This window comes from Lentzea waywayandensis, assembly GCF_900115955.1.
Lineage (GTDB): Bacteria > Actinomycetota > Actinomycetes > Mycobacteriales > Pseudonocardiaceae > Lentzea > Lentzea waywayandensis.
Genome location: NZ_FOYL01000002.1, coordinates 1,066,324 through 1,079,430 on the forward strand (window position 1 = coordinate 1,066,324; position 13,107 = coordinate 1,079,430).

General features: G+C 68.6%; 8 protein-coding genes. 1 reads left to right on the forward strand and 7 read right to left on the reverse strand.

What is annotated here, in order from left to right; all coding sequences use genetic code 11:
* Window positions 1–70 precede the first annotated feature (70 nt).
* Window positions 71–2,911 (reverse strand): glycoside hydrolase, encoded by a 2,841-nt coding sequence (locus BM417_RS09535; protein WP_218164409.1) that lies wholly within the window; start codon window positions 2,909–2,911, stop codon window positions 71–73.
* Window position 2,912: 1 nt separating this feature from the next.
* Window positions 2,913–4,316 (reverse strand): BNR repeat-containing protein, encoded by a 1,404-nt coding sequence (locus BM417_RS09540; RefSeq protein WP_245821807.1) that lies wholly within the window; start codon window positions 4,314–4,316, stop codon window positions 2,913–2,915.
* Between the two features lie 239 nt (window positions 4,317–4,555).
* Between BM417_RS09540 and BM417_RS09545 the strand changes: the two genes are divergently transcribed.
* Entirely contained in the window at window positions 4,556–8,245 is a 3,690-nt protein-coding gene (locus BM417_RS09545) for a glycoside hydrolase family 2 TIM barrel-domain containing protein (protein WP_093591057.1), read from the forward strand.
* 42 nt (window positions 8,246–8,287) lie between these two features.
* On the opposite strand, the gene BM417_RS09550 is transcribed toward BM417_RS09545, so the two are convergent.
* The 5 genes from BM417_RS09550 to BM417_RS09570 all read right to left on the reverse strand — a co-directional run bounded on the left by BM417_RS09550 (window position 8,288) and on the right by BM417_RS09570 (window position 13,102).
* Window positions 8,288–9,070: a LamG domain-containing protein gene (locus tag BM417_RS09550; RefSeq protein ID WP_143138576.1), complete on the reverse strand. Its 783-nt coding sequence runs from the start codon at window positions 9,068–9,070 to the stop codon at window positions 8,288–8,290.
* A 75-nt stretch (window positions 9,071–9,145) separates the two neighbouring features.
* On the reverse strand, window positions 9,146–9,859 hold the full coding sequence (locus tag BM417_RS09555; protein WP_245821808.1) for a cupin domain-containing protein: 714 nt from the start codon (window positions 9,857–9,859) through the stop codon (window positions 9,146–9,148).
* Complete coding sequence (locus BM417_RS09560) at window positions 9,853–10,719, reverse strand: DUF6807 domain-containing protein (protein WP_245821809.1); 867 nt, start codon at window positions 10,717–10,719, stop codon at window positions 9,853–9,855. The genes BM417_RS09555 and BM417_RS09560 overlap by 7 nt, the downstream gene beginning before the upstream one ends.
* A complete protein-coding gene (locus BM417_RS09565) occupies window positions 10,716–11,798 on the reverse strand; it encodes a Gfo/Idh/MocA family protein (protein WP_093590134.1) in 1,083 nt (360 codons plus the stop codon). The genes BM417_RS09560 and BM417_RS09565 overlap by 4 nt, the downstream gene beginning before the upstream one ends.
* Window positions 11,795–13,102, reverse strand: a complete 1,308-nt coding sequence (locus BM417_RS09570) for an ABC transporter substrate-binding protein (protein WP_093590137.1) — start codon at window positions 13,100–13,102, stop codon at window positions 11,795–11,797. The genes BM417_RS09565 and BM417_RS09570 overlap by 4 nt, the downstream gene beginning before the upstream one ends.
* Between the last annotated feature and the right edge of the window lie 5 nt (window positions 13,103–13,107).

Sequence of the window (13,107 nt, forward strand, 5' to 3'; positions counted from 1 at the left end):
CACGAGGAACGGTAGCGTCGAAAAATCGAATGCGCGGAGGGCAGTTTCTTCGACCTGGATTCGACGCCTCTCACAAAGCAGGTGCCTTCGCCAGCACCTCGATCTCGCCGAGGGTGAGATATCCGGACGGACGCGCGGTGAGGACGACTCGCACCGCGGTCGCCGGCGGCGAGGGGTTCAGCACGACCTCCGTCCGCAGTGCGGTGACCTCGACGTCGCCGCTCGCATCGACCCACGTGCCGTCGACCGTGCGCACCTGGACCTTGAGGCTCTGGGCGATGCCGCCTTCACCGTCGCGGTGGGAATGCACGGCCACCCGCGTCAGATCACGGGTTCCGGGCAGGGTGAAGGTGATCGTGTCGGAAGGGTTCTTGGTGCCGGACCTCCAGTTCGACCACGCCTTCTCCTCTGTGACGCCGTTGCGCAGCCGTTCCGCGGAATAGCCGGGCTCGGTGTAGGTCGCCGCGACAGCCGAGTCCAGCGCCGCGTTCACCTCGACGGGCTCGGTCACCCGCACGACCGCTGTCGCGGCCACCGTGCTGCCGTCGACGACCTGGGCACGTCCGGTCACCGTCACCGTCCCGACGTGGTCGAACACCGCGGCGTCCCACACCACGGGAAGTTCGGCCCTGCCGCCCCGCTTTCCGACACCCGTGACGGTGGCCGGCAACTCGGGCCGCCCGCCGACGTAGGTCTTCGCGCGAGCGGGCAGTGTCGACGCGATCGTGTCGACGGTGACCACCGCCAGTGCCGGCAGCTTCCGCCCGAGCACGTCCGTCGCCGTGCCGTGGACGCGCACGGTGCCGGGCTGCTGCCAGTGCCGGTCCGGCGGGAGGTTCCAGACCACGGGTAGAGCGCCTCGAGCTCCGTCCGGGTACACCGGGGTCACGGTCGACGGCAACACGGGCCGCAGCTTGGGAACCGTGAACACGGCGGTGTCCTGAACCCGCTGCGCGGTCTCATCGACCGGTGTCCAGCGCTGGCTCGCGCCGGAGGTCGGGGTCCTGGCCGACACGGTCTCCCCGGTCGCGTCGATCAGCGTGCCGGTGGCGGCGTTGACGAACGTCCAGCCGCCGTCGCCGGTCGTCGACATGATCCACTGAGCCGCGGTGTCCCTGGCCGACTGCAGCACGACAGCGTCACCGTACGCGGCCAGCCGAGTTCCGGTCACCGCGCTCACGATCTCGTACCGTTCGCGGTTTCCGTTGCCCACGCCCAGTTTCCGGACCGACCAGAGCTGCCGCGCACTCGCGGTGTCGGTGGTCCGCAGGACCGCTTTCGCCCAGTCGTCGGACGGCTGCAAGGACTTCCCACCCGTGGCGATCCGGTACACGTGGCCGGGCTGGACGAGCGCGGCGTCGCCGGACACCCCCGCCACACCGTCGACGAGGAACGTGGTGACCGACTTCGCCGGTACGGCGAGTGTCGCCGACTTTCCGGCCACCCGCACCGGTTTGCCGCGCACGAGGGCCCCGGACGCGTCGGTGACCACCGGGGTCACCTTCGCCAGCGGCGAGACGAGCCCGAACCGGGACAGGTCCAGCGTCACCGCGCGATCGGTGTCGCCGCTGTTGACGTGCACGACCGTCGCGTCCAGACCGGACCGCTTGACCGCGGCGACGCTCGACGGGTCGTCGGTCTTGACGAACCGGTCGCCCGGCCGGACGAAGTGGGTGAAGTTGCGGATGGCGTGGAACTTGGTGTTGGTCCTGATAGGACAGGTCTCCAGCGTGTCGTTCGCCGTGCAGTCGAACGGGATGTGGACACTGCCCCAGTTCTTGCCGGCGACCGTCTGCGGGGCGGTGTCCTCGACCGGCTGCCAGAACACCCACGCGGACGGTTCGAGCTCACGGATGTCCTCGAGCATCCTGGTCGCCATGCCCAGACCGGGTTCCATGCTCGTGTAGTCGGTGGTGCCGTTGCCCCAGGTGCCCTCGACCTCGCTCATCCAGAGCTTCTCGCCGGCGCCCTTGGCGATGTCGCGGACGCTGGTGCGCTGGCTGGTGCCGTAGGTGTGCACGTTGAGCTGGTCGACCACGTCCCGCGCCGGGCCGTAGCCGTTCCAGTTGCGCACGAACGTGCCCGGGTTCGTCTCGTCCATCGCGGACACCTTCACCCGCGACCGCAGTTCGTCGAGCGCGCGTCGCGTGGCGAGCAGAACATCCTGCTGCAACTCGGGTCCGGCGTGCGCGCCTTCCTGACGTCCGCCGGTCGGCTGACCGTCCTGGCCGATCTGCGTGCCCCAGTAGTTCGTGTTGGGCTCGTTCAACGGGGCGAGCGTGTCGAACTTGATGCCGTGCGCGCGTTCCACCTCCTGGGTCACGCGGGCCAGGTACGTGGCGAAGTCCTCGACGCGGTCCCGCCGGATCTGGTCGGTGTTCGCGTCGAACCCGCCGGAGACGTAGCCGCTGACGGTCTGGAACCACGGCGGCGAGTTGCTGAACGCCTCCCACCTCGTGACCTTGCGCTTGACCTGGTCGACCCACCAGCGCTGGTTGGCGTCCGCGGAGAAGTCCCAGTGGTCCGGGTTGTCCGGCTGCCACCAGTCCACGTCCTCACGCGTGGTGCCGGGAGGGGCTTTCCAGAAGCCCTCCATCGTCGCACCCTTCTTCATGTAGTCCTTGCGGACGTCGGGCGCGTTGCCGCCACCGATGTTGTACCGCGCGATGTTCAGGCGCAGCCCGTCCTCACCGAACAGCAGGTCGACGAGCTTGCGGCGGATCGGCTCCGGATAGCCGCCGGTGATGTTCGCGAACCACACCAGGCTGGTGCCCCAGCCCTCGAACTCCGGTTGCTGGTACGACGGGTCGACGCGAACGGTGACCGCGTTCTGCGGCAACGGGTCCGCTGCGGCGGCCGGCGTGACGAGGCCGGCGGCGACAAGCGCGAGGGCCAGTAGAAACCTCGCCACGTCAGGCCCCCAGCCGGAAGTCGGCGACGCGGATCGGCGACGGCGTGGTGCCGCTGGAGGTCTGCTGGTACTGCACCGACAGGATCCCCTGGGACACGACGCGCGACGCGTCCACGTTCACCTCGCCGAACGCCCGCAGTGACGGGCGGTCGAACAACGTCGTCCAGTCCGTCCACCCGCTGGCCCTGCTCGCCGCCACGATCTTCCCGCGCGGCAGCACGAGGTACGCGTTGTCGTCCCGGTCGAACACGATCTTCGTGCGCTGGGTGTGGTTCGGCGGGATCGGGACCTCCATCTTGGTCCAGCTACCGTCCGCTCCGCGGAAGACGTGGAAGGTGCGGCCGTACTGCGTGCGCTGCTGCGCGTAGTTCGACACGCACTGGGTGAACCGGCCGGGGACGTAGCTGATCACCACGTGCGGCCGGCCCTGGGCGTCCACGGCCTGACTCTCCTGGTTCATCAGGCCGTGGTTCGGGTCGAGCGGATCGGCCACCAGACCTGGCGAGTTGACGTTCACCGGTGTGCCACCTGTCGTGCCCACCACTGTTCCGGCACCGTTGCGCCACGTCCGGCCGCGGTCGTCGCTGTAGACGTACCCGGTGTCGTGGTTGGTCAGCCCGCCCGCGTTGCACAGCACGCCGGTGTTGCCTTCACGCCAGGTGAAAGCGGCGTGCAACCGTCCACTTCGGTCATAGGTCAGGCCGTGCAGGTACATGTTGCGGGTCGTGGACACCACGCCGTTCGGGCCGGTGTACGAGCCGGTGGCGGACGACCAGCCGCCGAGCTTGCGCCACGTGCCGCCGGAGTACTCGGCCAGCTCGTTGACGCCGTTGCCGGAGCCACCGGTGCGGTAGCTGAACTGGAGCCTGCCCTCGGGTGTCACCACGAACTGCGGGTAGGTCATGGAACCGAGCTCGACGCCGCCGAGCGTGCGCTGCACCGGACCGAACGCGGCGGCGTTCCACTGCTGGGCGCCGGTCGCGAGGCCTGGCTGTGACCGGAAGTAGAACAAGCGCGTGTTGTGCGTGTCCAACGCGACGTGGATCGCGTTGTCCTGCGGGGAGATTCCGAGCGAGATCACGTTGTGCGAGTCGTCGACGCTGAGCCGGTGCGGCAGGACCACGGTCTCCCACCGCGTGCTGCCCACGGTCCGCCGCGCGACCACCGCGTCACGGCTCGCGGTGTACCAGGTGGCGTACTGACGTCCCTGGTAGGTCAGGATCGCGTCCTGCTGGAACGAGTTGTTGTTCACGACTCCGTCGTAGGACACGAAGTACAGCGCCGAAGGATCGAGCAGTGTGTCGCCCACGAGGCTCACCGCCGGTGCCGCCGCGGGCGCACCCGCCGCGGTTCCCAGCGATGCCAGCAGCATCGCGGCCACCAAGCTCAGAGCTGTCCTCTTCACGGTTCCCCCGGCAGGTCGCGGTTCGGCTTGTTCCCCGGAGCGTGAAGTCGAACAAAATCGAACGCAAGCGTCGAGTTGTTCGATAACAGCAGGCGTCGTGTGAACGGCACGGACCTCGTGGCCCCTTGTCGCCCTTCCACGCCGACTGTTCACTTGTGTTGAGTTCTGTCTGAACATGGAGGTTCAGCGTGCGGCGTGCGATTGTTCTTGCCACGGTGCTGTTGGTTGCGGCGGGTTCGATGACACCGATCGCCTCCGCGGCAGATCCGCCTCCGGACGTGCACACCTACCTCGAGGATCCACGCAAGATCGCCGAGGGACAGGAGCCGCACCACGCGTTGCTGCTCCCGCAGGCGGACATCGCCTCGGCCGTGCGCCGCGACGAGCGCACGCCGTTCACGCAGTCGCTGGACGGCAAGTGGCGGATCTCCATGGCGGACAAGCCCGCCGACGTTCCGGCGCGGTTCTACGCCGACGACCACGACACGTCCGGCTGGCGCACGGTGACCGTGCCGCACACCTGGCAGACCGACGGCCTGGACCACCCGATCTTCCGCAACATCGCCACAGAGGTGCAGCCGGACGACCCGCCCCGCGTGCCCCGCGACGTGAACCCGACCGGTGCGTACGTCCGTGACTTCGAGGTGCCCGCGGACTGGACGAAGCGCGCCACGTTCGTGCGCTTCGAAGGCGTGACGTCCAGCTACTTCGTGTGGGTCAACGGCACGTACATCGGCTACGACCAGGGCGGCTACACCCCGGCCGAGTTCGACATCTCCTCCGCGCTGCGACCGGGCCGCAACAAGATCGCCGTCCAGGTGCACCGCTGGAGCGCCGGTTCCTACCTCGAGGACTACGACCAGTGGCGGTACTCGGGCATCTTCCGCTCGGTGTCGCTGTACTCGACGCCAGCCACGTTCATCCAGGACGTCACCCTCAAGACCGACCTCGACGCCACCTACACCGACGCGACCCTCACCGCCGACGTCGAACTCGGCCACAAACCCGGCGGCACCACCGGCACGCACCGCGTCACCGCCAGTCTGCGTGACTCTCGTGGAGCCGAAGTCGGTTCGGTGAGCCAGGAAACGGACGGCAGCACCGCACGCCTCACCCTGCCGGTGCGCAACCCGGCGAAGTGGACCGACGAGACGCCGAACCTCTACACCGTCGTGCTGACGCTCACCGCGCCCGACGGCAGGATCACGCACATCACCAGTGACACCACCGGTTTCCGCGAGATCGAGATCCGGAACAGGACCTTGCTGGTCAACGGCAAGCGCGTGCTGTTCAAGGGCGTCAACCGCGCGGAGACCGACCCGGACCACGGACGGCATGTCCCGCGTGCGGCGCAGGAACGCGACGTGGCGCTGATGGAGCAGCTCAACGTCAACGCCGTGCGCACCTCGCACTACCCGAGCGACCCCTACTTCTACGACCTCGCCGACCAGCACGGCATCTGGATCGACGACGAGGTCGACATCGAGACCCACAACCACGAGAACTGTGCCCGGTGGTGCCAGGCGAACCAGCCGGAGTGGCGCGACACCTTCCTGGACCGGCTGATCGGCATGGTCGAGCGGGACAAGAACCACCCGAGCGTCTTCCTCTGGGACACCGGCAACGAGGCCGGGCTCGGCGCGCACCACTACGAGATGGCGAAGTGGCTCAAGGCCAACGACCCGTCGCGGCCGATCTACCACCAGTCCAACAACCCCGACGGCGACGCGCCGTTCGCCGACGTGTGGGGGCCGCGCTACCCGTCGCCGGAAAGGTTCGCCGAGCAGGCGAAGAGCACGACCAAGCCGTTGATCTTCGGTGAGTACGCCCACGCGATGGGCAACAGCCTGGGCAACTTCCGGGAGTTCTGGGACATCATCCGGGCGAACCCGCAGACCCAGGGCGGCTTCATCTGGGACTGGGCCGAGCAGAACATCAAGCAGAAGACCCGCGTCGCTCCGGACAGTTCGGGCAACGACATCACGGCACTGTTGTCGGGCGCGCCGAAGCTCGTCGACGGCCACCGCGGCAAGGCGCTGTCGCTGTCCGGGCTCGACGACTTCGTCGAGGTCTACCGCGACCGCAGGCTCGACATCACCGGCACGGCGCTGACGCTGGACGCGTGGGTCAAGCCCGGCAAGTGGACCGGCCAGTTCCCGATCATCGCCAAGGGCGACCACCAGTGGACGCTCAAGATGAAGAACGAGACCACGCTCGAGTTCTTCATCCACAGCGGCACGTGGCGTGCCGTGCAGGCGAAGGTGCCCGCCGACTTCTACGGCAAGTGGCACCGGGTCAGCGGCACGTACGACGGCACCGCGCTGCGGCTGTACATCGACGGCGCCGAGGTCGGCACCCTGCCGTTCACCGGCACGATCGACTACTCGGCGGCGGACGTGAACATCGGCCGCGACTTCGAGATGTCGTGGAACGACCCGTCGACCGTCGGCTGGATGGCCCGCGGTGAGGTCGACGACGTGCGCGTCTACGACAGGGCGTTGCCGGCCGCTGAGCTCGGTACCTCCTCCGCTCCGGCCGGCGGCGCCGTGCTGGCGCTCGACTTCGACAGCGTGCGGGAACGCGGCACGCACTTCGCGTACGGATCTACGCTGTCCGGTGTGGACGGTCTGATCGGCACGGACCGCAAGCCGCAGCCGGAGACCACGCAGATGGCGTGGGCACACCAGCCGATCCGGTTCGGCTACTCCGGCGGCGTGCTGTCGGTGACCAACGAACGGCAGTTCACCGGCACCGACGACCTCACCCTGCGCTGGCGGATCACCGAAGGCTCACGGGTGGTCAAGAGCGGCGAACAACCGTTGCGCGTCGCCGCCGCGTCGACCGCGCCGATCTCGCTGCCGGTGCCGGTCAACGACGCCGATCGGGAACGGTTCCTGACGGTCGAGACGGTCACTTCGGCCGCGGCACCACTGCTGCCGGCCGGGCACGTGCTCGCGCACGACCAGTTCTCGCTGGGCGGCAGCCGCGTTCCCGGCCTGGACAAGGCGCCGCTCGACTGGGCCGTCGTGTTCACCCACGAGGACGCTCAGAAGGTCACCGCGACGGCGGCAGGCGCCACCTACACGGTGGACAAGAAGTCCGGTGCGCTGACGTCCATGAAGTCCTGGGGACGCGAACTGCTCGCCAGCGGTCCGAAGCTCGACGCGTGGCGCGCGCCGATCAGCAACGAGACCTACACGTGGGGCCGCGCCGAGGGTGAGGACTGGCGCAAGGCCGGCCTGGACCGCCTGGAGACCACCGTGTCCGGTGTGCGGGTGGAGAAGGACGGCCACCAGACCACCCGGATCGTCGTGGACAGCAAGGTGGCCGCGCCCGGTGTGAGCGGGGCGTGGTTCGACCAGACGATGGTCTACTCGGTGGACTCGGCCGGTGTGCTGCGACTCGGGCACCGGGTGACGCCGCAGGGCTCCATGCGGACCCTGCCGTACCTGCCGCGCATCGGTGTTCAGCTGTCCGTACCTGACCGCTTCTCCGAGTTCTCCTGGTACGGCCGGAAGGCGGAGAGCTACGTCGACCGCAAGGACGGCACGCCGATCGGGGTGCACTCCACCTCGGTGGCGGACCAGTACGTCGAGTACCACCGTCCGCAGGACCACGGCAACCACACCGACACCCGGTGGGCGCTGCTCACCGACGGACGGACGTCCGGTCTGCTGGTCTCAGGTGCTCGCGAGGTCAGCGTGACGCAGTACGACGACATCGAGCGCGCCGCGTACCCGTTCATGTTGCAGCGCAACAAGGGGTACTTCACGCTGCACGCCGATCACGCCGTGACCGGTGTCGGTGACACGCCGAACCCGGTGCGGCAGCGCAGTCAGGTCCGTCCCGACAGCACTTACGAGTACACGATCACGATGCGACCGCTGACGTCGCAGGAGGCCTGGTCGGGCCTTCCGGCGGGGGCCTGACCGGTGGAGGTGGCCCCGAGGTTCACCGGGGCCACCTCCTTGTCACGCCCGCGTCCGTCCGATGTAGACGTTTCGGGCCCGGTAGACGGTCTCCGCGGTCGGGCCCGGGCTGCCGGACGAGCCCTCCATCTGCAGGTTGATGATCACCCAGAGCGGCTTGCCGACGAAGTTCCTCGCGGTGTGCTGGGCGATCCACTTTCCGTCGAGGTAGTAGTGGATGACGACGTCGGTGTTGTTCACCTTGGTCATCCACGCCCGGTAGGTGTGCCACGAACCCGGCGAGGACACCCCGACGATCGAGCTCGACACGTCGCTGGACGTCCGGAAGGTGTTGAACCAGTTCCGGTTGTCGCCCTTGAACTCCAGGACGTCGCTCTCGGGCGGCCAGCTGTTGACCCCGGTCAGCCAGAACGCGGGCCAGGTGCCGCGGACGGACGGCGCCTGGAAGTCGCCCTTCACCTCCCAGTTCGGGAACTGGTCGTTCACCACGACGTGCTCCCTGGCGTGGATCGCACCGGAGTGGTAGCGGATGGGCAGGTGCGGATCGGCCCCGCTGTTGCCCTCGTCCCACGAGATGCGCGTCGCCTTCACCGTCAGCACGCCGCCGGACAGCGACACGTGGTTGTGGTCGCTGGAGCTCGCGTACATCCTGGCCGTGCCGTTGTGGTCGGAGCCCCAGGGGTAGCGGTAGTTCCATTCCGACTCCAGCGCGCCGTAGCCGCTGAAGGAACCCGTCCCGATCACCTCTTCCCACACCGCCGCGTTCGCGGGGGTCGTGGAAGCGGCGGTGAGGACGACGACGAGTGCGCCTGCTGCGATTCTCATCGTCTCACTGTCCAGGACAGACTTGTTGCCGCACAACAGTTTCGTCGATTCGACGGACCGTTCGACTCGACGGGTTCAGTCGTGCGGCGAGATCCCCTCCGCCGGGTCGTGGACGTCGAGCCGGCCGCACATGCCGAACCGCCGCGGCCCTTCCGTGCGCATCACGTGGACGTCCGCCTCGGCGAGGTGGCCGATGTCGCCGACCCGCAACCGGTTCAGCTGCTCACCGGTGCGTTCGGCCGACGCCAGCGCGCCGGCCCGCCACCGCTTCTCCCAGGCGTCCAGAGCGTCCTGCTTCAGCCGCACCGCGGACCGGTAGAAGTCGTCGAGCGCCGAGTCCTCGCCCGCCTCGACGCGTCGGCGCAACTCCTGGAATCCTTCGACGGCAAGATCCCTGCGCCGCCGAGCGGATCCTTCGTCACCGGCCTGAGCGTGCGCGGGGTAGTTCTCCGCGTCGGCCAGCACCTCGGAGGGAAAGGTGAACACCGCGTCGCCCGCCTCGGGCAGGCCGCTGTTCTGCATCACGACCAGGATCCGCAGGTCGCCGTCGTTGACCAGGCGGTGGATCGTGCCGGGTGTGAACCAGGCGACGGTGCCCTCGCGCAACGGCGTCTCGGCGAACCCGCGCGGCGTCAGGGTCTGGACGCTGCCCTGCCCGCCGATCACGTAGTAGCACTCCGAACAGGCGAGGTGGACGTGCGGCGAGCCTCCGCAGGCCCCGTCCACCGCCGGCCAGTCGTACACCCTCAGCCCGGAGATCCCGACCCCGCCGGGAAACGGCGTCACCACGGATGTTCCTCCACATAGGATTCCAGTCGTGCCCTGTCCCACTCGCCGTTGGCCACGACGAGCCGGTAGCGCAGGGTCAGCGCGTCGCCGGGAGCAAGCTCCACCGTGTCGTGGAAGGCGAACGACGGGTTGACGGCGGCGAACGGGGTGCTGCGCACGAACCAGTGTGTGCCCTTGTTGTCCGGGTGGTCCAGGAACAGCAGGGTCGACGAGCGGTCCACCTCGTCGTGGCGGCCGATGAACGCGAGCCACGGCGCGGTCCTGCCCATCATCTCCTGCCCCGCTCCCCCGTCCGCCGCGATGACGGCGCCGTCGGTGAACGAACGCGGGCCGCGCCAGAAGAAGCCGGTGTAGCCCGCGAGATCCCGGCCGTTGGTCGTCGGACTGCCGAACACCAACGGTTCCTGGCGAAGGTTCGTCAGCGTCGTGGTGAACTCCAGCGTCCACGAGTCGTTCTCGACGTCGCACACCGAGAACGAGCGCGTCTCCCCGACCCAGCGTTCTCCTGCCTCGGTGAACCACGACAGCCGCTCGTCGATCCGGACCCCGTCGACCTCGAACTCCTCGTGCCGCATGGTCCCGACGTTCGGCAGCACCACGTACCCCTGGTCGCGCACGTACGTCACGCCACCCCAGAAGTTCTCCCCCGACACGTCGGTCGCGGTCATCTGCACGCCCTTGTGCCAGCGGTGGTCGTGCGGCCGGAACGCCGTCACCACATCACCGGCCAGCGTGCGCACGGGATGCAGGTACGGCTTCGGGCCCTCGAACGCCGGCGTCGACGGCTGGTGCACATAAGAGAAGAGCTCGACGTCGCCCACCGACACGGCGAGCACCTCGTCGTCCTGCCGCGTGATCACCGGGGATCCGCCCACGGGGCACCGATTCCTTCCATCGTCGCGTAGAACGGGCTGTCCGGACCGATCTCGCCGGCCTTCACGGCGGCCCCGGTGAACGCGGAGGCGTAGAGCGCCGCGACGAACTCCATCGTGTTCCTCGTGTCCGCGAGGGTCACCGGTGGCGTCTCGCCGTTGTCCAGCGCGTCCAGCAACGCCGCCACCTGACACCGGTGACCGCTCACGACCAGCGGCTGGTCGCCACGCCAGGCAGCGACGACCTCGTCGTGGCCAGGCGCGGGAGTGACGGTCCAATGCGCGTCGGTGTAGCCGTAGAGGTGCTCGACCTCGACCGTGGCGCGCTCGAAGTCGAACCTCAGCTGCGAGGTCTCCCTCGGTGACAGCAAGGAGTTGATCACCGAGGCGACCGTGCCGTCGGCGAAGGTCACCAACGCCAGCGAGACGTCCTCGGTCTGCACGTTCCGGGCCTGCCGGACCGCCACCGCACGGATCTCCTGCCACGGCCCCAGAATCGACAGTATCAGGTCGAACTGGTGGATGCCGTGGCCCATCGTCGGCCCGCCGCCCTCGCTCTCCCACGTCCCGCGCCACGGCACGTCGAAGTAGGCGTCGCCGCGATACCAGAGCGTGTCGCACTTGGCGACGAACGACCGGCCGAGCACACCCTCGGAGACCAGCCGCCGCAACCGGATCGCGGCGGGCCCGAACCGGTGCTGGAACACCGTCGCGAGCCGTCCGGCCGAGCCGCGTTCGGCCGCGATCAGCGTGTCGATCTCGCTCAGCGACAACGCCGGCGGCTTCTCCACCAGCACGTTCACGTCCGCGGCGAGGCACTCGAGAGCGAGCGGCAGGTGAGAGCGCGGCGGCGTGCAGATGTGCACCAGGTCCAGGTCCTCCGCGTCGAGCAGCGCGGCCGGAGTGGGGTGTGTGCGCGGCACACCCCACTCCTGCGCGAACGCCGTCGCACGACCGGCGTCCACGTCCACCACGGCGACCAGCTCCACGCGTTCTCCCGCCGCCCGCAGAGCTTCGGCGTGGGCGGCTGCGATCGCACCGGTGCCGATGATGGCGGCGTGCCTCACTTCGCAGCGTCCACTTCGGACTGCACTTCCTTGATGAACGACGCCGCGGCAGCGTCGGGGGTGGTCCGGCCGAACAGCACGTCCTCGGTGTGCCGCTTCAGGATGGTGTCGAGCGTGCTGGCACCGTTCGGCGTGATCCTGGGCGGGTCGCTGACCGGGACGGTGTCGAGGTACTCCTTGGCGGCCTTGTCGGTGTCCTTGAGCTGTCCCGCGATCGCCTCCCGGATCTTCTGGTTGGCGGGCACACCGCGTTCGGTCAGCAGGATCTTCGCGGCCTCCTCGTCGTTGGCGAGGAAGCTCACGAACGCGGCGGCCTCGGCCGGGTACTTCGACCGCGAGGACACCGACCAGAACATCGACGGCTTGTAGTAGGCGCCGGGTGCCGTGCCCTGGGTCTCACCGGGCAGCCGCAGCAGCTTCAGCTTGGCGCCGCTGGCGGCGGTCAGCGCGGTCAGCTGGGTGTTCCACCACAGCCCGAACGCCGCGGTGCCGGTCGCGGTGGCGGACTGGTTCAGCCCGGCGGACGCCTTCTCGACGGTCACCGACGGCGGCGCCGCGATCCCGGACTTGGCCAGGTCGAGGATGTACTGCCAGTAGTCGCGCGCGATCTCCTGCGGCAGCACGACCTTCGCGTCCGCGTCGAACATCGCCTTGCCCTGCTGGCGTGCCCGGATGCTCAGCCCGGCCGCGTCGTTGATGCCGGGCGACTGGACGCCGAACACCGCGCCGCCACCGGCTTTCGACACCTGGTCGCCGATGCTCTTCAGGTCGTCCCAGGACCACTTCGTGTCATCAGGAACCGGGATGTTGTACTTCGCGAGCAGGTCGAGGTTGACCATGATCGAGTACATGCCCAGGCCGACGGGCAACCCATACTGCTTGCCTGCGATCGCACCGGTGGCGAGCGCCTTCTGGTCGAAGTTGGCTGTGTCGAGGTGTTTCTTCGCCTCGTTCAGGTCCAGCAACGCGCCGCGCTCGGCGTAGGAGGCGATGTAGAGCTCGTCCATCTGCATGATGTCCGGCGCGTCGTTGGCGGCCATGGTGGTGGCGAGGCTGTCCCAGTAGCCGTTCCACTCCTTGAACTCGCCCTTGACGGTGATGTTCGGGTGTTTCTTCTGGAACATGTCGATGACCTGCTGGGTCCGCTTGTGCCGGTCGTCGGCGCCCCACCACGTGAAGCGCAGCGTGACCTTCTCCGTCGTCAGGTCGCCACCGGCGTCGGACCCGGACCCGCACGCCGCCAGGGACGCGGTCAGCGACAGCAGCACCACCCACGCGGCACCGCGGCGAACACCTCTGAACATGAGCT

Coding starts and splice junctions, on each gene's coding strand:
- BM417_RS09545 (WP_093591057.1), top strand. CDS start 4,556: ATGACACCGATCGCCTCCGCGGCAGATCCGCCTCCGGACGTGCACACC.
- BM417_RS09550 (WP_143138576.1), bottom strand. CDS start 9,070: ATGAGAATCGCAGCAGGCGCACTCGTCGTCGTCCTCACCGCCGCTTCC.
- BM417_RS09570 (WP_093590137.1), bottom strand. CDS start 13,102: ATGTTCAGAGGTGTTCGCCGCGGTGCCGCGTGGGTGGTGCTGCTGTCG.